The 18,661-nt window shown below is 70.1% G+C and carries 17 protein-coding genes; 10 read left to right on the forward strand and 7 right to left on the reverse strand.

The window, feature by feature from the left end; translation table 11 throughout:
• Positions 1–379 precede the first annotated feature (379 nt).
• A complete protein-coding gene (locus ACGF4C_RS09915; protein WP_393565018.1) occupies positions 380–1,930 on the forward strand; it encodes a M4 family metallopeptidase in 1,551 nt (516 codons plus the stop codon).
• Positions 1,931–2,059: 129 nt separating this feature from the next.
• Here the strand turns inward: ACGF4C_RS09915 and ACGF4C_RS09920 are convergent, their stop codons facing one another.
• Entirely contained in the window at positions 2,060–2,284 is a 225-nt protein-coding gene (locus ACGF4C_RS09920; RefSeq protein WP_393564857.1) for a hypothetical protein, read from the reverse strand.
• Between the two features lie 161 nt (positions 2,285–2,445).
• Between ACGF4C_RS09920 and ACGF4C_RS09925 the strand changes: the two genes are divergently transcribed.
• Positions 2,446–3,210 (forward strand): Clp protease N-terminal domain-containing protein, encoded by a 765-nt coding sequence (locus tag ACGF4C_RS09925; RefSeq protein ID WP_393564859.1) that lies wholly within the window; start codon positions 2,446–2,448, stop codon positions 3,208–3,210.
• A gap of 146 nt (positions 3,211–3,356) precedes the next feature.
• Here the strand turns inward: ACGF4C_RS09925 and ACGF4C_RS09930 are convergent, their stop codons facing one another.
• Positions 3,357–4,994: an APC family permease gene (locus ACGF4C_RS09930; protein WP_393564861.1), complete on the reverse strand. Its 1,638-nt coding sequence runs from the start codon at positions 4,992–4,994 to the stop codon at positions 3,357–3,359.
• A gap of 805 nt (positions 4,995–5,799) precedes the next feature.
• Here ACGF4C_RS09930 and gntA point away from each other — a divergent pair.
• The 3 genes from gntA to ACGF4C_RS09945 all read left to right on the forward strand — a co-directional run bounded on the left by gntA (position 5,800) and on the right by ACGF4C_RS09945 (position 7,938).
• A complete protein-coding gene (gene gntA / locus ACGF4C_RS09935) occupies positions 5,800–6,540 on the forward strand; it encodes a guanitoxin biosynthesis heme-dependent pre-guanitoxin N-hydroxylase GntA (RefSeq protein WP_393564862.1) in 741 nt (246 codons plus the stop codon).
• 109 nt (positions 6,541–6,649) lie between these two features.
• Positions 6,650–7,342, forward strand: coding sequence for an RraA family protein (locus ACGF4C_RS09940; RefSeq protein ID WP_393564863.1), 693 nt, complete (start codon positions 6,650–6,652; stop codon positions 7,340–7,342).
• A 56-nt stretch (positions 7,343–7,398) separates the two neighbouring features.
• Positions 7,399–7,938: a DinB family protein gene (locus ACGF4C_RS09945; protein ID WP_393564865.1), complete on the forward strand. Its 540-nt coding sequence runs from the start codon at positions 7,399–7,401 to the stop codon at positions 7,936–7,938.
• A gap of 138 nt (positions 7,939–8,076) precedes the next feature.
• Here ACGF4C_RS09945 and ACGF4C_RS09950 read toward each other — a convergent pair whose 3' ends face one another.
• Complete coding sequence (locus tag ACGF4C_RS09950; protein ID WP_393564867.1) at positions 8,077–8,940, reverse strand: calcium-binding protein; 864 nt, start codon at positions 8,938–8,940, stop codon at positions 8,077–8,079.
• Positions 8,941–9,117: 177 nt separating this feature from the next.
• Between ACGF4C_RS09950 and ACGF4C_RS09955 the strand changes: the two genes are divergently transcribed.
• Positions 9,118–9,516: a DUF3662 domain-containing protein gene (locus ACGF4C_RS09955; RefSeq protein ID WP_393564869.1), complete on the forward strand. Its 399-nt coding sequence runs from the start codon at positions 9,118–9,120 to the stop codon at positions 9,514–9,516.
• A gap of 567 nt (positions 9,517–10,083) precedes the next feature.
• The gene (locus tag ACGF4C_RS09960; RefSeq protein WP_393564870.1) at positions 10,084–10,584 is read left to right on the forward strand and encodes an RICIN domain-containing protein; all 501 of its coding nucleotides are present in this window, start codon (positions 10,084–10,086) and stop codon (positions 10,582–10,584) included.
• A 263-nt stretch (positions 10,585–10,847) separates the two neighbouring features.
• On the opposite strand, the gene ACGF4C_RS09965 is transcribed toward ACGF4C_RS09960, so the two are convergent.
• Together ACGF4C_RS09965 and ACGF4C_RS09970 are read right to left on the reverse strand one after the other, a co-directional pair.
• The gene (locus tag ACGF4C_RS09965) at positions 10,848–11,378 is read right to left on the reverse strand and encodes a hypothetical protein (RefSeq protein WP_030415604.1); all 531 of its coding nucleotides are present in this window, start codon (positions 11,376–11,378) and stop codon (positions 10,848–10,850) included.
• A 202-nt stretch (positions 11,379–11,580) separates the two neighbouring features.
• Positions 11,581–12,300, reverse strand: a complete 720-nt coding sequence (locus tag ACGF4C_RS09970) for a 1,4-alpha-glucan branching protein (protein ID WP_393564872.1) — start codon at positions 12,298–12,300, stop codon at positions 11,581–11,583.
• Positions 12,301–12,560: 260 nt separating this feature from the next.
• Between ACGF4C_RS09970 and ACGF4C_RS09975 the strand changes: the two genes are divergently transcribed.
• Together ACGF4C_RS09975 and ACGF4C_RS09980 are read left to right on the forward strand one after the other, a co-directional pair.
• Positions 12,561–13,076: a hypothetical protein gene (locus ACGF4C_RS09975; protein ID WP_393564873.1), complete on the forward strand. Its 516-nt coding sequence runs from the start codon at positions 12,561–12,563 to the stop codon at positions 13,074–13,076.
• Between the two features lie 89 nt (positions 13,077–13,165).
• The gene (locus ACGF4C_RS09980) at positions 13,166–16,198 is read left to right on the forward strand and encodes a M48 family metalloprotease (RefSeq protein ID WP_393564874.1); all 3,033 of its coding nucleotides are present in this window, start codon (positions 13,166–13,168) and stop codon (positions 16,196–16,198) included.
• Here ACGF4C_RS09980 and ACGF4C_RS09985 read toward each other — a convergent pair.
• On the reverse strand, positions 16,144–17,637 hold the full coding sequence (locus tag ACGF4C_RS09985; RefSeq protein WP_393564876.1) for a VCBS repeat-containing protein: 1,494 nt from the start codon (positions 17,635–17,637) through the stop codon (positions 16,144–16,146). The genes ACGF4C_RS09980 and ACGF4C_RS09985 overlap by 55 nt on opposite strands.
• Before the next feature lie 252 nt (positions 17,638–17,889).
• Here ACGF4C_RS09985 and ACGF4C_RS09990 point away from each other — a divergent pair, with 252 nt between their 5' ends.
• Positions 17,890–18,129, forward strand: a complete 240-nt coding sequence (locus tag ACGF4C_RS09990) for a hypothetical protein (RefSeq protein ID WP_351535016.1) — start codon at positions 17,890–17,892, stop codon at positions 18,127–18,129.
• Positions 18,130–18,153: 24 nt separating this feature from the next.
• Here ACGF4C_RS09990 and ACGF4C_RS09995 read toward each other — a convergent pair whose 3' ends face one another.
• On the reverse strand, positions 18,154–18,444 hold the full coding sequence (locus ACGF4C_RS09995; RefSeq protein WP_393564877.1) for a hypothetical protein: 291 nt from the start codon (positions 18,442–18,444) through the stop codon (positions 18,154–18,156).
• Positions 18,445–18,661 lie beyond the last annotated feature (217 nt).

Genomic DNA, 18,661 nt, shown 5'->3' on the forward strand with positions numbered 1-18,661 from the left:
CGCTCTGTTCCCGTGGGCTGTGGTGGGTGTGCGTCCTGCGGCATGTGGTGGGCGCGAGCAGCAGGAGTCACGTCGGCGGGGGCCGCAAGCACAGCCGGGCGTCCACAAGACGCCGCACTGCGGGACAAAACCTGTCAGGAAACGGTCCGATTCGTAAATTCGCAGTTTCTTGCTTGTTGAACATCTGTCAATCGATCTCAACTCGTGGCAATCTTCGGTCGATTCACTCCTCCACCGGGCACCCCACCCCTCGGCTGCCCGGCCCCACCTCTTGGGCCGCGACCCCGCGGCCCTCACAAGGGAGACCGAGTTGAGACGGACTTCGTCCACCCCCCGCAAGAACACCCTGCGCGCTGCCGCCCTGGTCGCCTCTGCCGCGATGGTCGCGGTCGGCGTCCAGGCCGGATCGGCCAGTGCGCAGGCGGACCGCGCGACCGGCGCGTCGGCGGTCCAACTCTCCGCAGCTCAGCGGGTATCCGCGCTGCAGGAGGCGCAGAGCAGCGCCGCCACGATCGCCGCCAAGATCGGCCTTGGCGCGAAGGAGAAGCTCGTCGTCCGGGACGTCATCAAGGACGCGAACGGCACGGTGCACACCCGCTACGACCGCACCTACGCCGGCCTGCCCGTTCTGGGCGGTGACCTGGTGGTGCACCAGGCCAAGAACGGCACCCGCAGCGTCACCAAGGCGACCAAGTCCCGGATATCCGTGGCCAGTACGACCGCCGCGCTCGCCCCCTCCGCCGCGAAGAAGAGCGCCCTCAGCGCTGCCGCGGCGAAGAAGGACACCGAGACCGGCACCTCCGGCACGCCGCGCAAGGTGATCTGGGCCGCCTCGGGCAAGCCGGTCCTCGCGTACGAGACCGTCGTCACCGGCACCCAGAAGGACGGCACCCCCAGCGCACTGCACGTCATCACGGACGCGGCCACCGGCAAGAAGCTGTTCGAGGACGAGGCGATCGAGACCGGCACCGGTACCAGCACCTACAGCGGCAAGGTACCGCTGACCACCACGAAGAGCGGGTCGACGTACCAGCTCACCGATGGTGCCCGCGGCGGCCACAAGACGTACGACCTCAACCAGCGGACGTCCGGCACCGGGACGCTGTTCACCGACGCGGACGACGTCTGGGGCGGCGGCCGGCAGACCGCCGGTGTCGACGCCCACTACGGTGCGGCGGTCACCTGGGACTTCTACAAGAACACCTTCGGCCGCAACGGCATCCGCAACGACGGCAAGGGCGCATACTCCCGCGTCCACTACGGCAACAGCTACGTCAACGCCTTCTGGGACGACGGCTGCTTCTGCATGACGTACGGCGACGGCAGCGGCAACAGCCACCCGCTGACCGCCCTCGACGTGGCCGCCCACGAGATGAGCCACGGTGTCACCGCGGCCACCGCCGGTCTCAACTACAGCGGTGAGTCCGGCGGTCTGAACGAGGCGACGTCCGACATCTTCGGCACCTCGGCCGAGTTCTACGCCAAGAACGCCACCGACCCGGGCGACTACCTCATCGGCGAGAAGATCGACATCAACGGTGACGGCACCCCGCTGCGCTACATGGACAAGCCCAGCAAGGACGGCGGCTCGGCGGACTACTGGTCGAGCACGGTCGGCAACAAGGACGTGCACTACTCGTCCGGCGTCGCCAACCACTTCTTCTACCTGCTCTCCGAGGGCAGCGGCGCCAAGACCATCAACGGCGTCAGTTACAACAGCCCCACCGTCGACGGCTCCAAGGTCACCGGCATCGGCCGGGACAAGGCCGAGAAGATCTGGTACAAGGCCCTCACCACGTACATGACCTCCACCACCAACTACAAGGCCGCGCGCACCGCGACCCTGAAGGCGGCCGGTGACCTGTACGGCACGACCAGCGCCGAGTACACGGCAGTCGGCGCCGCCTGGGCGGGCGTGAACGTGAAGTAAGCCCCTAGCCGGCTCACGGCATCGGGCACCGGGCACCAGGGCGTCCCGGCACCGCGCGGACCTCGATGAACGGACATCGAGGTCGGCGTCGGCGCCGGGACGCTTTTCGTCGGTGCGCGACGCAGGCCGTCAGCGGCCGGCGGCATTGCGCGGATGGCGGCGCGCCGACCGTTCGTTCCCCCTGCGGTAGTTGCCCGTCCACCGCGCCATCACCAACTGGGCGTCCCCGGAAGTCACTTCGCGCAGGAACTGCCCGGCCCGATCGCCGCGCAGCACCGCCGCCCGCCGCCCGTGGTGCCACACCACGACGCCGTCACCCTCCTCTTCGTACGTGAAGCCCTGCGCCCTCGACACCGATTGCCCCCTTCGCCACCGTCCGGGAGAGTCGCCCCGGAACGGGCCTCGCACGCCATCGTGGCCTTCTCCCTGACCTCGCGCGACCCGATTTCGCCCCGGATCCAGCCATCGTCAACCACGGGTTGACACCCGCTCTACTGTCAACCTACGGTTGTCACATGACGAATCCAGGCGCACCCACCCATCCCGTACGCCTCGACGACCTGATCGAGGCCATCAAGAAGGCCCACCCGGACGCCCTCGACCAGCTCACCGACGCGGTGATCGCCGCTGACCACCTCGGCGACATCGCCGATCACCTCATCGGCCACTTCGTGGACCAGGCCCGGCGTTCCGGCGCCAGCTGGACGGACATCGGCAAGAGCATGGGCGTCACCCGCCAGGCCGCCCAGAAGCGGTTCGTGCCGAAGACGTCGGGCGACTCGGACCTCGACCCGAGCCAGGGCTTCAGCCGGTACACCACGCGGGCGAGGAGCGTCGTGGTGGCCTCCCAGAAGGAGGCCCATGCGGCGGGCAACGGTGAGATCGGCACCGTGCACCTCGTCCTCGGGCTGCTCGACGAACCCGATGCGCTCGCGGGGAAGATGATCCTCGACCAGGGCGTGTCGCTGGACGCCGTCCGGGAGGCGGCGACGGCGGCCCTGCCTCCGTCCGGTGGACCGGTCCCCGCGCTCATCCCGTTCGACGCCGAGTCGAAGAAGGTCCTCGAACTCACCTTCCGCGAGGCCCTGCGGCTGGGTCACAACTACATCGGCACCGAACACATCCTGCTGGCACTCCTGGAGCACGAGAACGGCTCAGGGCTGCTCACCGACGCGGGCCTCAGCAAGGCCGCAACGCAGGAGCGCGTGGAAGCCGCCCTGGCGGTGCTCAAGGGGGTGCAGGGAGCAGCGGCGGACGAGCAGGAGAAGGCGGACGGATAGCGGGATCCCGGCCTCGGCATCCTGACGAGGAAAAGCAGAGGCCGGCGCGGAAGCCGCCGGACGCCCGTGCGAAGACCGATGGGCCCGGCCGGAAAACCGGCCGGGCCCATCGGCTCTTGGTCGTTCAGGTGGAGGGTCGAGTGCGGTCAGTGGCCGCCCTCGTCCACGACCGCGACCTCCTCGATGTTCTGCTCGATGGCCTCGGTCGAAACCGCGGTGCTGCGGGCCCAGTAGTAGATGCCCAGCGCGAACGCCGTGACGAGCACGATGTCCCACCACATCGGGATGTGTCCCTGACCGCCGAAGCCGCCCTGCCAGGCGATGAGGCCCATGCCGAGCAGGTAGACCGGCAGCCACTGGGCGGCCTTCCAGTCCAGCCGGGGCGCGTTCGGCAGCTGCTTCTTCGTCGCGTACCAGGCGTAGCTGCCGAGCAGCACGTACCCGAGGATGATCGCCCAGCCGAGCCGCTGCAGGGTCTCCCAGCCGGCCCAGTAGATGATCAGGCTGGCCACGACGAAGGACAGCGGCGAGATGATGTTGCCGCCGGGCAGGCGGTACGGACGCTCGCGGTTCGGCAGGCGGTCGCGGAAGACGCCGAACGCGAGCGGGGCGCCGGCGTACATCAGGACGCTCGCCGAGGTGATGAAGGAGACCAGCTCCTGCCAGCTCGGGAACGGCAGGAAGCAGATCACTCCGGTCAGGAAGGAGATGATCAGGCCGAACCACGGCACACCGCGCTTGTCGATGCGCTCGAACAGCCTCGGGGCGTAGCCGTTCTTGCTCAGGCCGTAGGAGATGCGCGAGGTGGAGGTGGTGTAGATGAGGCCGGTGCCGCCGGGGGACACGATGGCGTCCGCGTACAGGACCCAGCCGAGCCAGCCCAGGCCGATGACGGTGGCCAGACCGGCCCACGGGCCGCTGATGCCGACGTAGTCCAGCTTGGCCCAGCCGTGCGCGAAGGAGGCCAGCGGCAGTGCGCCGATGTAGACCACCTGCAGGAGCGTGTAGATGACGGCGCCGATCACGACCGAACCGATCGTGGCGCGCGGCAGGTCACGCTTGGGGTTGCGGCTCTCGCCGGCCAGCTGGATGGCCTGCTCGAAGCCGAGCAGCGCGAAGATGATGCCGCTGGTGCTGATGGCGCTGAGGACGCCCTTGGCGCCGAACGGCGCGAAGCCGTGCGAGGTGAAGTTGTGCGGGTGGAAGTTGGTCGCCGCGATGACGAAGATCGCCCCGAGGGGTACGGCGATCTTCCACCAGGTGGCGGCGCTGTTGGTGTGGGCGAGGACCTTCACACCGAGGAAGTTCACCGCGACGAAGACCGCCATCAGGATGACGGCCACGATGAAACCGCTGGTGGTGAGGGTGCCATTGGCATGCAGGAAGCCCTGGGCCCAGGACCAGTGACCGGCGTAACCGATCATGGCCTCGACCTCGATGGGAGCCACGGTCGCGGCCTGGAGCCAGGAGAACCAGCCGAACGACATGCCGGCCAGGCCGCCGAAGGCGTAGTGCGGGTACCGCGCCGTACCGCCGGCCACCGGGAAGAGTCCGCCGAGTTCGGCGTGCACCAGGGCCAGGAGCACGATCGCGACCGCGCCGATGCTCCAGGAGATGATCGCGGCCGGGCCCGCCACGACCACGGCTTTCTCTGCTCCGTACAGCCAACCGGAGCCGATGATCGAACCGACCGAGGCCCACATCAGGCCGATCAGTCCCACGTCCCTGCGGAGGGAGCCCGGATCGCGTGTCTTCAGGGGAGCGATCTGGTCAACGCTTGCCATAGGAGGCCTTTCAAGACAGGGCTGGCCGAAAAGTTGCCTCAGATTAGAGAGCATTCAGAGCCCTGCAAAGAGCCGTTGACTGAATAGTTACATTCGGAGGAAATGCGTGCCCGATACAGAGATTTAGCGTCGGGCCATTCGGGCGGCACGGGGCGCCCAGTTGAGCCTCACAGCGCCCCCTGCACACCGGAGAGCTACCGACCGATTACTCGTACGGGCCGGAAATTCTAGAATTCGAGTTGGCGAAAATTTGAACATTCGCAGCGGATAAATTGGCCTGGCGGGTATTGCTCGGAGTCGGCATTCGGGGTAGTTGCGGCGGGACGGGAGTGGGGATCCGCCCCCTCGGTGGATACGACTCGGGCGGACAGTCCGGTCGACCCCGGCGATCATCACCGCAAGCGATCACTACATGCCGCCCGATGAAATACCGAACCCCAACGCCCTTACCGTTTCGGCAAGTTGCGACATGGCGCACCCACAGCCCCACGGAAAGGCGGCACCGACTCCACCCCAGGCCGCCGCACAGGCGCTTCTCATGACCGGACCGGGCTGCCCGTCCTGAGGCTGGATGCCGCCATGAGCCACAGTTTGTCCGCTTTAGGTATTGCCTAGGGGACTCGTGCACCTCAGTGTCGATTCGGTCAGCCGTTGATCACGTCCCGGGAGGGCGGCGATCAGCAGCCACGGTGCCCTGCGCTCCCCCACCGGCACGCCGACGGCACCCCTGAAGCAGGGGACGCATCCGGGCCCGCCCACACCGCTGACATCAAGCGCTCACATCCAGCCAAGGCAAGGTCTCACGATGACTGAACCCGATACCGCCCTGCGCAGCACCGCAGCCATACGCAGCCAACTGGACCGCTTCATTCAAACCCGGGAGTTCAGCTGCCTGGGCGCCCGCGCCGCACTCAAACGCGACACCATCACACACCGGCACTACCGAAGAATGGGCGACGAAAGGTCGGCCCGGGAGAATTACCGCGACCTCCTGGAATATGTGGAGACCGTGCGGCCGCTGCTGTCGGACCAGAGCTTCCGTACGTTCGTCGCGACGTTCGACGAGCCGGGGACCGTGGACGAGCTCACCTACGAGGGCCTCATATGGCGGCACCTCCAGCTCATGCATGACCTCGACAGCCGCACCTTCGGGCTGGACAAGGGCGCCTCGTCCGATCCCCGCACACCGAACTTCGGATTTCACACGGGCGGCCACGCGTTCTTCGTCGTGGGAATGCACCCGGGCGCGTCCAGGGCGAGCCGTCGCTTCTCGACGGCGGCGATCGCTTTCAACTCCCTGGCCCAGTTCATGCTTCTCGGTGAGAAGTTCTACTCGATGCAGGGCGCCATTCGCCGGCGCGAGACCACGAACAACGGTTCCGTCAATCCGAGCTTCACCGAGTATGAATACGAGCAGCCCGCACGGCACTTCTCCGGCCGGTTCACGGAGCGGGACTGGACGTGTCCGTACACCTCACGGCACGCACCGGCGACCGAGGACTTCACCGAGGGACTGCTCCAGCACGGGGCCCCGAGCGGGCGATGAGCCAGCAGGAGGACCGGCCGGCACTCCTCACCACGGTCCGGCGCCGACGCGTAGAGTCCCGGCCGGTAAGAGATCTTGGAAGCCGCACGTCAGAGAGCGGGGATCGCACATGCTGAGTTCCTTCACCGACCTGTCCACCCCACTGGTGGCCGACGCATGCGTCCGCCGTGGCGCACCGCTGCGTACGGCACCGGCCGGTATCGCCCCCGTCGTCCCCGGTCAGCGGGTCGCCGGCCGCGCGTTGCCGGTGCGCCATTACGGCAGTGTGGACGTCTTCCTGGAGGCGTTCGCCCAGGCCGAAGCGGGCGACGTACTGGTCATCGACAACGGCGGGCGGACGGACGAAGCGTGTATCGGTGACCTGACGGTCCTGGAGGCCGAAGCGGCGGGTGTGGCGGGGCTGGTGGTGTGGGGCCTGCACCGCGACACACCGGAGTTGGTGGACATCGGCCGCCCGGTATTCAGCTACGGCGCCTGCCCGCCCGGCCCGGTACGGCTCGACGAGCGGGAGCCCGAGGCGCTCACGACGGCACGGTTCGGGGAGCACCTGGTGGGCCGGGACGACCTGGTCTTCGGTGATGACGACGGTGTGCTGTTCCTCGCCGCCGAACATGCCGAAGAGGTCCTCGCCACCGCACACGAGATCCGGCGGACCGAACGCGACCAGGCCCGCAAGATCCGCGCCGGCCAGACCCTGCGCGACCAAACGGCCTTCGACGACTACCTGGCCCGCCGCGCCGCCGACCCCACCTACACCTTCCGGCAGCACCTCCGCCGCATCGGCGGTGCCATCGAGGAGTGATCGAGGAGGAGGACAAGCCCCTGCCCTGCCCCGCCCCCTGTGCGAAGGTGTGGTTCATGGTCATGACACCGGACGGACGCACCGTACCGCCACCGCTCGCCGATGAACGCGCCACGTTGGAGGCCTGGTTGGATTTCCACCGCGCCACGCTCCCCCTCAAGTGCGAGGGGCTTGACGATCAGCAGCTGCGGGCGGCCTCGGTGCCGCCGTCACCGATGACGCTGCTGGGCCTGGTGCAGCACATGGCGGAGGTGGAACGCAATTGGTTCCAGCGGGTGTTCGCCGGCCAGGACGTGCCCGCGGTCTTCGGCGATGACCACGGCCAGGGGGCGGGCGACGGCTTTGCACTCGTTGCCGGGCGCGGGATCGACGAGGCGCTGGCGGCCTGGCGGGCGGAAGTCGCCCGGAGCCGCGAGCTGCTCGCGGGCCGTTCCCTGGACGACTCCGGCCGGCTCTCGGAACGAGAGGCCGGCCATGTCGGCGGCCAGGACGTCTCGCTGCGCTGGATCCTGGTCCACATGATCGAGGAGTACGCGCGCCACAACGGCCATGCGGACCTGCTCCGGGAGCGCATCGACGGCGTCACGGGGGCGTGAGCGGCAGCGGGGCCGGCGCCACGGCCCCGCTGCCAAAGACTGCGGGCGGGGCGGCCGTCAACCGGCCGCCCCGCCCCGGTTTCCCCGACTTCACCTCGGCGAGTCACCTCGCGCGGCCGGGGACCTCACCTCGGCGCGTTACTTCACGTCGACGTAGTCGCTCGTGGAGGTCGCCACCGACGACGTCGGCGTGCCGGCGAAGACGTAGCGCCAGTAACCGTCGGCCGACGCCTTCACGGTCGTCTTCAGGTTGCCGCGGCTGTCCGACGTCACGGTCTTGACGGTGCTGTAGCTGCTGGCGCCCTGCTTGCGGAACTGCAGCTGCACGGACTGGTTGCCGTACCCGCCGTACGTGTCGTTGTCCCAGTTCGCCCGGGTCAGGGCGCCGGTGACGGTGAGGGTCGCGCCCGCCTTCACCGGCTCGGGCCCGGCGTTCGTGGTCAGCTTGGACGCACGCTTCACCCAGCCGGACTTGTAGGTGTCCTTGATGGTGTAGTCACCGTCCTTGCCCACCGCGGCCGCGTAGACGTGCCACCTGCCGGCGAGGAGGTTGCCGTAGATCGTGGAGGCGGGGTCGGCGACCAGGGTGACCGAGCAGGTGGAGGTCGTGGCGTTGACCTGCTTGCAGCTGCCGTGGTCGGTGCCCGGGGTCATGGCACCGTCCACACCGGTCTTGGAATCCAGGTCGGTGCCGTGCCACAGGAAGGCGTAACCGTCGTAGATGCCGGCCGGGTCGGTGGCGGTGACGGAGACGGTGTACGTCTTCTTCAGGCTGGTGCCGACCACGATGTCCTTGCCGCCGTTGACGGTGACGTTCGTGATCTTGGTGTCTCCCTGTGCGTCGTCCGCCCCTGCTACGGCGGGGGACTGCGCGGCGAACGACGAGAGCTGCGCCTTGGCGGCGCCGGCGCCCGGGGCGTCCGCGGCCTGTGCGGCCGGGATCGCGAGGGCGGATATGGCCAGGGCGCCGGACAGTGCGGCGGCAGTGGCACGAATGCGCATGTGTTCCTCGAATGAGAAAGGGGAACCGCCGGCGTGGAAGACGCCCGGCGGGACCCGGATCGGTCGTGGAGTCCACTGACTCCGATCACGAGACCCGCGAAGGATGTGAAGGGTTGTGCGTTCACCTGGAGTTCTTGTGTCCGCATGCACCCGGCACTCCCGGGCACGCGCCCTTCCATGGGACTCCTGAAGCAGATGGAACAGGTAGTGGAGGAGTGCGAGAGCGCGCTGATCGCCAAGATCGCCGGGAACGACCCCGTCGAGCTGTGCGACGACCTGCGGCGTGAATGCGACGACCACGCGGTCGTCTGCAGCCAGCACCGCGTCCTCGTGCCCAATGAGTACACGGTCGAACTCGCACCCGAGGTCCATGACGAACTGGCCGCGCAGGGCGGCCAGATAGGCCAGCGGCTCACCGACGTACTGGCGCAGCACGCCGCGAAACGCGAGTACGAGTGGGCCGGCCCGCTCGCCGTCCATGTCACCGCGGCGCCCGTACCCAACGGCCGCTACCGCATCACCAGTTCGGCCCGCACCCACATCCCCGCGGGCGCTCTCGGCCCACGGACGGACTGACCCCGCGCGGACACCTCCCTCTCCCCCGGGCGCCCGCCCTTCGCACCCGGCAGCTTTACACCGACACCTGCGGCGATGTCACGCTTTGCCGGGATCCGGCCACGTACGCCGTCGCCGTCGCGCACCGTTTCGCGCCGAGGGACGGGTTTCGCACCACCTCGCACGCGCCCTGATCACGACGCAACCGTCGGAGCAAACCTCCCTCCCGGGCGTGGAGATCAGCGGGCCGTTCCCGCCCCCGTAGCGGCCGTCCCCTATCCTTTCCCGTCCGGCCCCGCATACTGACGACCGAGTACTGGCCGGAAATTCTCCGCATTCGGCCGAACCGGCCGGCGTGCCGTACGGGCGGCCTTCGGACAGGCCGAACGACCCCTTGCCGTAAAGCCACTCCTCTGGGAATGCAATTCGTTTGAACGGGAAACCGCTCGGCCTGTTCGACGTCCGGAACTCGGCTTCCGGGCGGGCCGCGGCCAGCCATAGGTTCCTTTCCGAGGCACATGCCTTGGGAAAGTGCACAATCAACCTTTTCGCGTGACGCGCACAGCGTCACCAGGTCAGGAGGAGCCCGTGGCAAGTCGCAAGGCCATCGCCGCCGTTCTGTCCGCATCCGCCCTGCTGAGCATGGGTCTGTTGAGCACCGGCAGCGCCCAGGCGGCGACCGTCCCGACGATCCGGCCGGACGTGCGGTACACGTTCCAGAACGTCGGTAGCGACCGCAACCTCGACGCCTTCGGAAACGACACCCTCAAGTCCTGGACTCCCGACATCTCCGGAACTCAGGACTTCTACTTGAAGTCCGGAAGGTTCCAGGGTTACCAGCTGGAAAGCGCCATCCACCCCGGCCGGTGCGTCACGGCCAAGGCTATCGGACAGCAGATCGCCCTGGAGGACTGCAATTCCGGAATCCAGGCCCAGTACTGGGACTACGCGAACAGAGACGAGGGCTCGGCCCTCATCAGCCGTAAGTTCGCACGGGGTTGCATTGCCGATGCCGGCAATCGCAGCGCGGTAGCCCTCGCACCGTGCACCGGGTCCGACGACCAGCGGTGGATCCCCTTGATCGGCTGAGTCGGCGGCACCATCTCAACCTGGCGGGGCGGCCTGCCCGGCAGACTTACCGCCCCGTCAGGCGTTCAGCGCCTCCGTCACCCCGGACCGCCAGTCGGTCAACGTCCCGAATACGTCGAATACCGCGGCATCGATGTCCATGTCCGTCGTCCCCCCGTTCCTCGAAGCCGGCCGAAGCCGACCGCCGCCCGCAGGAAACGGGCGACGTCCGGCGTCACCTGATGAGCGGGACACGCGATGAGCAAGCAGCCGCGAGCGGCGGATCAGACCTTGCTGAAGCACAACGTGTAGCTGGCGGTGTGGCGGCCCACGTACTCGATGCCGTAGTCCCACTTCGGCCCGCACTTCTGGGCGGGCCCGTCCAGCCGCTCGCCCAGCTTGTACTCGGCATCGGCGGAACCGCAGTCGACGATCAGCGTCACCGGCTCGCCCTGGGGGTCCTTGATCTTGACGCAGTCGCCGATCTTGGGGTTGTACTTCTTGTCCGCCGCCTCGCGCCGGGCGACCCGATCGGCCTCCTCCTTGGCCTTACCGCCGTTGGGATTGGTGTTGTAGTCCCACACGTACCAGGCCCCGCCGCCGAAGATGGCCAGGATGACGACGGCGGTGATGAGCCCCCGCAACGGGCTGCGCTGCGGCGGCCGCTGGGGACCGCCGGGGGGCTGCGGGTGTCCGTAGGGCTGCTGTCCGTACGGCTGCTGTCCGTAGGGCTGCTGGACGGGCGGCTGGACCGGCTGCGCATAGCCGTACTGCTGGTGCGGCGGCTGGTTCTGGTACGGCGGTGGTGCGGACATTCCGGGGTCCCCCATGGTGGACTGCTCGACTGTGGCTGAAGATCAACGGGATGTTGACCGGGGCAGGCTACCTGCCGCAACCTGCACGGCGGGCATCAGTCCCCCGCCGGATGAGCCTTCTGCCGCTCTGTGCCGTATGGGCGGTCGGCCCGGCACATACGGGTTGTCGGTCCACCCCCCGGCACTCCCCCGCTATTCCCCGCTATGCGGTGGTGCGGCCCGGCGCACCGTCATGGACGGAGACGAACGGACCGTGTGCGGTGCTGCCGTCGGGCAGCTGCCAGCCAGCGGTGACGTGCCCAATCGCCTTCGGGTCGCCGGGAGTTGAGTCGCCCCCGCGCTGCGGCTGAAGCACACGGTGGAGGGAAAGGGTGAGGTGCCTGCTGGGCTCCGTGGCCACGAGGGCGTCGGTGCCGCGCGGTCCGTTGAGCACGTCCACGAGGGTGAGCGCGACCGAACCGTCGCCGCTGACGCTCGCCGCTGTGGTTGCGGCGGCGGTGAACGATGCGGTGACGGACGGGTCGACGGCGTCGCTCGCATCCTGGTCCTGGGCCTGCGCCTGTCCGGTGACAAGGGCGAAGAGTTGGGCTATCAGGACCGGGTCGTGAGTGCCGTCGTAGATCCAACGGCGGCCCAGCACCCCGTGCTCCGTGTTCCCGACGAGCGCGTGCGCACTGCCCTCCAGCGGCGCGCCCCGGTAACTGAGCGGAACGTGGTACGTGACCGGCAGGTCGCCGGACGCGTCGGTGACGGCCATGAATTCGAGGCCGACCTCACCTTCCGGATCGTCGAGCCGGAAGCCCCCGGCCTTGGTGAGGTCCGGCGCACTCCCGGTGCCGAGGTACCAGGGCTGCGTGGGCAGCCATGAGGTGAGCAGCTCCAGTTTGCCGGGCTTGAGGGTGGTGTGGTGGACGACGGCCATGGTGCCTCGGACCCTTCTCGGACTTCCCCAGGGTTTCCCCCTGTTGCGGCCATCTTGCCAAGACGGAAAGCCCGCTGTCGGAGGCACCGGAGAGAGGGCGTTACTACGATGTGGGGGCGGTGGGTCGTTCGTTCGGGGTGAGGTTGAGGGCGACGAGGGGGCTGGGGCGGATGGAATCGGTGCGGGGGACTGACGGTCGTACTGCGGGCGGGCAGGGCGCGGGGGCCCGGGTCGGCGGGGGTGGCCGGGGTGGGGTCCCGGTGCGGGAGGTGGTCCGGGAGGTCGTCGGCGATGTCGCGCCGGACGAAGTCGTCCTGGTGGAAGGGCTGTTGCGGATCGATGACGAGCGGGCCGTGGCGCGGCTGAGGGGGCGGGGGCGGGCCCGGGAGCCTCTCGGGTTCGGGGTGCAGGAGGTCACGGCGCTGGTGACGCCGGTGGTGTGGCTGGCGCTGGACGAGGCGGCGCGGAAGGTGGCGGGCGCGGCCGTCGAGAACGTGGGCCGCCGGTCGAAGGCGTGGCTGCGCAGGGTGGCGCGCCGGCCCGCGGCGGTCAGGGTCGTTCCCCCACTGACGGCGGAGCAGTTGGAGTCGGTACGGCAGCGGGTCCTGGAGCTGGGGGCGGAGAGCGGGCTGGCGTCGGAGACGGCGACCGCGCTGGCCGAGCGGGTGGTGGCGCGGCTGGTGCTACCGCCGCCGCAACGGCAGTTGGCGCAGGAGGGCGGGGCCGGTGGGGCCGGCGGGGACGACAGGTCCGGGGAGCCGGGGCCCGAGGCGTAGGGGCGGCCGTCGTGAGTGAGGGCGGGAAAGCAATCGGGAATGGATGGGCGGGGCGTCGGGTGAGCGTGGGGCCGGCTGCCGGGCCGGGTGTGGACGAGCGTGTCCTCGGGGCCGGCACGGGGCTGCGCTTCGTCCTGCTGATGGTGCTGTTCGTGACCAGCAGTGCCACCGTGACGGACAAGATCGTGGAGTCGGTCGCCGATCCCCGCAACATCCGGGTCGGGTGTGCGCTCGCGGCCGGAGCCGATCCGGACAGCGACTACCTGGGCATCGCGCTGACCACGGTGCGCGCCGGTGACGCGTACCAGAACTGTCTGGACCGCTTCGTCCCGTCGGCCGCGGGATGGGTGCCGGTCGTCGTGCTCGGTGCGCTCCTCGCCGCGGCGGGCGGGCTCTACTGGATGCTGCCACGCTGGAAGGGCCGCCGCGGGCGGGTCGTTCCGGTGGAAGGGAGACCTCTCGAGGGAGCCGGTGAGGGGCCGGGCGGCGGACGGGCCGACGGCCGGGGCGAGTTGCGTGCGGTGCTGGACGAGCTGGTCGAGGTGGCCGGGCTGTCCGGTCGTCCGCCGCGGTTCGTGATCGCGCCGGCGGAGGTCACGGCCGGTGCGGTGGTGTTCGGACGGCTGCGGCGCCATACGGTCTGTCTGCACGGCGGGCTGGTGGCGCGCAGACGGCAGGATCCGGCGGGCTTCCGTGCGGTGGTCCTGCATGAGCTCGCGCACATCCGTAATCGGGATGTCGACGTCACGTACGCCACGGTCGCCCTCTGGCGCGTGTTCCTGGTCGCTGTGCTGCCGGCGTACCTGGTCTGGATCGCGCTGGACCTCCGGTCGTCCGCGGCGTCGGCGGTCCTCGGGCCCGCGGAGCGGCTCGGGATGGCGCATGAACTGGTGCTGTCGGCCGCGATGATCGCGTTCGTCCATCTCGCCCGGGCGGATGTCCTGCGGACCCGTGAGACCTATGCGGACCTGGACGCACTTGCCTGGGGCGCGGATGCCGGGGCGTGGCGCGGCCCGGGGTCCTCGCCGGCTTCCGGTTTTCGCCGGCTCTGGGGGTCGTTCGTCGCGTGGTGGCGGACGCATCCCTCCTGGGACCGGCGGGTCGCGTCGCTCAGCGATCCGCGGGAGCTGTTCGCGCCGCACGCCGGCACCCTCTTCGTCGCCGGTGCCACGTCGACGATCGTCGGCGACCAGATGACGGACCTGTTGCCGGGCGTGCGGCAGGGATGGCTGCTCGGGCCGCTGACGGCCCTGCTCGCGGGCCTGATCGCGGCGATTCCGGGCGTGGCGTTGTGGCGCGGTGTGGCGCGTGCGGTGCTGACCGGCGGGCGGGTGCCGTCGGGGCTGCGTGCGGGGTGGTGGCTCGGAGTGGGGCTCGTCGTGGGCGAGTTGCTGATGAGCACGACGTCCGGGAGCACGCGGTGGCTGCCGCGGCATCCGGAGGCGTTCGCCCTGCTCATCGTGATGAGCGTGGGCATCCTGTGCTGGACCGCGCAGTACGCGGAGCTGTCGGTGCGGTCGTGGCGGGGCCGCACGCTGCGTCCGGCGATGCTGCTCGGGCTGGCGGCGACCTGGGCGGTGTTCGCCCTGTGGTACGCCTGGTGGCAGGCCGACGGCCATGTGCTGACCATGGGGTGGGCGTACTCCGGGACCGGTATCCGGGAAGCGCTGGAGCACGATCTGCCGGGCACGGTGCCCGGGCATGAGGGTGCGCTGTCGGCGATCGCGATGGCCTTGCCGATACTGCTGCCGATCGGTACGGACCCGATGATGCTGTGGGCCGCTGCGCTGCTGTGGCTGCTGCCGCTGCTCGGCTGGGTACGGCGGAGGAGCGGGGAGACGGTGACGCCGCACTGGGTGCTCGGTGCGCTGCGCGGGGCGCCCGGCCCGGCCCACGGGCCCGCGGTGCTGCCGCCGCTGCGACGGCCCTTGTACGCCGCCGGTGTCGGCACGCTGGTGTGCTGGGCCGGCATCGTCGCGGTCATGGCCTCGATGCACACCTGGCAGCCGCCGGTCGACCGGCGGTACGGCACCTATCTGCTGGTCTTCCTGGCGTCCGTGCTGATCGTGCTGGTCTGTACCACGGCCGTCACAGCCGCGCTGACCGCCGCGTCCACCGCCCGTTTCCCGCTGCTCATCGCTCTCGTGGCGGCCGGGACCACGGCGCTGCTCGGGCTGGCCGGCCTGTTCCTGCTCGGGTCCTTCGACGGCTGCCTCGGTCCGCTCAACACGCTGAGCTCCACGTGTCATTGGCTGCCCGGCGGCATCTGGCCGGCCACCGAGATCCTGCTGCCCCTGGTCCTGGGGCTCGGGATCTTCGTCTCCGCCGCGGCCGCTCTGCTGGGTTCGGGGGCGCGGCGGGTGGGGCGATGGGCGCTGCGTCGGGGTGGTCGAACTACCCTTGACGGGCCAACTACCCGTAAAACCCTGCCAGTTGATAAGAGCGTGCAGCGAACGTCGGGGCGGCCCGGGCCCCGGCGGGAGCGGGTGGTCGCGCGACGGGTGCTGGTCGGCGTGACCTGCGGAGCCGTTCTTGCGCTCAACGCGACGGTGAGCCTGCCCGGCGGCGACGAAGGACGGCCCGCCCGGGCCTCGCTCACCGAGGAGCGGCTGGTGCCCCGGGAGGCGATCCCGGCCGCCTCGCCCCAGGTCCTCGGAGTACAGACGGACGCCTGGCTCCGGCTCGGCGGAAGGAACCTCACGGGGCGCTTCGGGGCCGGGGTGCTGGGGATCGTCACGGCGCTGCAGGACAGGTCGGCGCTCACCGACCGCGGTTTCGCCGCCCGCCGGATCCGTCCGCACTGCATCGCCGTCGAGCAGGTCGTGACGGAAGCCGGCCGCTACTTTCCGCTGCCGGACCCGCGGGCCCAACAGCGGTGGGCGCAGCTGCAGCGACGGGGCGGGCAGGCGGGCGCCGACTGCTGGCGGGCGATCGCCGCGGGCAAGTTCGGGGTGTTCACGAAGGCCATGCGGGACTTCCTGGACCTCGGCGGGGCCACCACGGAACTGCTCGGCCTCATCGCGGCGCAAGCCGCTCCCGGGAGGCCACCGGCAGCCGGCGGGCCGGCTCAGCCCTCCAGCGGCACCCCGAACCGTACGGCAGGAGCGGCAGGAGCCCCGTAGTACGCCGAGCCGGTGCCGGTCGGGCCGGCCGGGCTGCCGGGCAGGCGCCAGACCATGCCGGTGCCGTTCTCGCCGTCGGCGGTCACGACGAGGTCCGCCCGGGTGTCGCGGTCGGTGTCGGTGAGCAGCAGGGCCGCGCCGAAGCGGTCGCCGGGCTCGGCGGCGCCGGGCACTCCGGGGCTGTCCTGGGTGTACATCTGCGCCCCGGCCGTCGTGAGTCCGCCGGGTGAGCCGCGCAGTACGGTCACCGCACCGGCCGACTTCACGGCCGCCGTGCCCGAACCGAGCGTCTCCCCAGGGGCACCGATCACGAGGTCGCCGATGTGGTCGCCGTCCACGTCACCGATGGCGAGCGCCCCGCCGAAGGCGTCCTCGGGCTCGGCCGTGCCGGGGGCGCCCTCGGTGTCCTGGTCGACGGAGAGCGTCGGGCGCCCGGTGCCGGGGCCGGCTGCCGCCCCGTACACGACGGTCACCCGGCCGCCCACACCGCCACTGCCGGCGTCCTCGCCCCGGCTGCCGACCGCGAGATCGGCCCGTCCGTCGCCGTCGAGGTCGCCCGCGGTGAAGGCCTTGCGGCCGGCGAGGTGTGCGCCGGCCGGCAGACCGGGCACCACCTTGCCGGCCGCCAGCCCGTCCGACGCCCCGGGGAACCACCAGATGCCGGAGGAGGTGTCCGCGTCGTTCTCGGGCTGGGGATTCGCCTCGGCGAGCAGATCGGCGCGGCCGTCGCCGTTCATGTCGGCGGCCCGTACGGCGTCGATCCACTCGCTCCCCTCGGGGAGCCGGTGCACGCTGACGCCGGTGTTCGCGCCCGTGCGGGTGAACGGGCCCTTGAGCAGCCGCACTCCGCCCTCGTGGCCGACGGCCAGGTCCGGGCGGCCGTCACCGGTGAAGTCCGCGGCGGCCAGGGTCGCGCCGACCGCGCTGTACGGGCCCTCGGGGTCCGACGCGCCGGTCGGCAGCGGCGTACCGCCGGACAGGCCGGACGGTCCGCCCCAAAGGATCGTCACCGAGCCGGCCTCCCAGGGGCCGGTGCCGACCACTTCGTGCGGGATGCCGACCGCGAGGTCGCTGAAACCGTCGGCGTCGAAGTCCCCGGCGGCCAGGGCCCGGCCGAAGCCGTCCCCGTCCTCGTTGTGGCCCGGTACGCCCGGCGACTCCTGGTCGAGGACGGCTCGTGGGGAGCCGAGGCCGGCGGCCGCGCCGTAGAGCACGGTGATCCGGCCCGGCCCGCCGTCCGAGGCGGCCACCACGTCGCCGTGGCCGTCACCGTTGAAGTCACCGCGGAGGCCGGGCGTGGCGGCGGTGGCCGGGCCGGCGTCCAGGGAACCCAGGCCGGCCGCGAGCAGTATCGAGCAGGCCGCCGAGGCGAGCGCGGACCTCCTGCGTCCGGCGGGACGGACGGTGTGGGCCGGGCTCGTGGCGTTCCCGGGGGTCACCGCCGGCTTCCCCTCCTTCGACGTCCTTGTCGGTCCACTGGTGTGCTGCACGCTGGGCATGGCAGGTCCGTTCTCTGCGCCGGGAGCCCGTGGTCCGGCGGGTTCCCGAGGTGTCTTTGCCCAGGGAGACAGTTCGGCCCCCGGAGGGGTTGTGGCGATCGCGGAACGGGACCGACGGCGGCGGCCGGGCGTCATAAAGTGTGAGTTTCGCGGCCGCGGTTGCCATCGGGCCGCGCTGTCGTTGAGAACGGCATGACCAAAATGAACCGTACGTTCGCCGCCCTGCTGCTGGCTGCCGGGGCCTCGGCCGCCGTCCACCCTGCCGCGAACGCCTCGCAGACGGACCGTCCGCTGCTGTTCAGCGTGGACGAGGAATTGGCCAAGCTGAATCAGCTGGGACCCAACGGGAAAGTGGCCCGGGCGGCGACCTCCCTCACGTCGGTGTTCCAGCTGATCACCCCGGTCAGCCGGGTGCTGAACAAGGGGAAGTAGTGAGCACGGCCCCCTCGTCCGGGATCAGACGACGTGGTCGGCGAGGGAATAGATGAGGTAGGCCGAATACGCGATGAGCACCAGGCCCCAGAAATAGGCACTGGGCTGTTCGTGCCGGATGTTCCACATCTTCTTCAGGCAGCCGATGGTGGCCAGAATGCCGAGAAGTCCGACGGCCGCGGAAATCCAGAAGATGACCGGGCGGTCGGCGGCGAAGCCGGTACCGATGTTCGCCACGATGAACAGCAGTACGGGCCAGGTGTGGTTCAACGGCGATTCGTCGGTTCCGGAAGCCTGCTGTGTTTCGTGCGCCATGGTTGCTCCTCGGTTACGTGGACGGGCGGTGCCGGCGTCCCGGGGTCGGCGGCGAGTCCGGGAAAGGCCCGCCTAGGGTGTCTCCGGCAACCCGTGGCCTTCCCGTAACTCGCTGCGGTGGTACGGGAATTGCTGGATATACGGCGTGCGCCCCGGGTCGCCGGAGCGTACCAGGGGCGCACGTCGTTCAGCCTGGGATTCCGCTAGCGGCGGGAAT

It is taken from the genome of Streptomyces sp. NPDC048197, from assembly GCF_043202395.1.
Lineage (GTDB): Bacteria > Actinomycetota > Actinomycetes > Streptomycetales > Streptomycetaceae > Streptomyces > Streptomyces siderophoricus.

Excerpts from the sequence above, each read along its gene's own strand:
- ACGF4C_RS09915 (WP_393565018.1), top strand. The coding sequence starts at position 380 with ATGGTCGCGGTCGGCGTCCAGGCCGGATCGGCCAGTGCGCAGGCGGAC.
- ACGF4C_RS09925 (WP_393564859.1), top strand. The coding sequence starts at position 2,446 with ATGACGAATCCAGGCGCACCCACCCATCCCGTACGCCTCGACGACCTG.
- ACGF4C_RS09930 (WP_393564861.1), bottom strand. The coding sequence starts at position 4,994 with ATGGCAAGCGTTGACCAGATCGCTCCCCTGAAGACACGCGATCCGGGC.
- gntA (WP_393564862.1), top strand. The coding sequence starts at position 5,800 with ATGACTGAACCCGATACCGCCCTGCGCAGCACCGCAGCCATACGCAGC.
- ACGF4C_RS09940 (WP_393564863.1), top strand. The coding sequence starts at position 6,650 with ATGCTGAGTTCCTTCACCGACCTGTCCACCCCACTGGTGGCCGACGCA.
- ACGF4C_RS09945 (WP_393564865.1), top strand. The coding sequence starts at position 7,399 with ATGGTCATGACACCGGACGGACGCACCGTACCGCCACCGCTCGCCGAT.
- ACGF4C_RS09950 (WP_393564867.1), bottom strand. The coding sequence starts at position 8,940 with ATGCGCATTCGTGCCACTGCCGCCGCACTGTCCGGCGCCCTGGCCATA.
- ACGF4C_RS09955 (WP_393564869.1), top strand. The coding sequence starts at position 9,118 with ATGGGACTCCTGAAGCAGATGGAACAGGTAGTGGAGGAGTGCGAGAGC.
- ACGF4C_RS09965 (WP_030415604.1), bottom strand. The coding sequence starts at position 11,378 with ATGTCCGCACCACCGCCGTACCAGAACCAGCCGCCGCACCAGCAGTAC.
- ACGF4C_RS09970 (WP_393564872.1), bottom strand. The coding sequence starts at position 12,300 with ATGGCCGTCGTCCACCACACCACCCTCAAGCCCGGCAAACTGGAGCTG.
- ACGF4C_RS09990 (WP_351535016.1), top strand. The coding sequence starts at position 17,890 with ATGACCAAAATGAACCGTACGTTCGCCGCCCTGCTGCTGGCTGCCGGG.
- ACGF4C_RS09995 (WP_393564877.1), bottom strand. The coding sequence starts at position 18,444 with ATGGCGCACGAAACACAGCAGGCTTCCGGAACCGACGAATCGCCGTTG.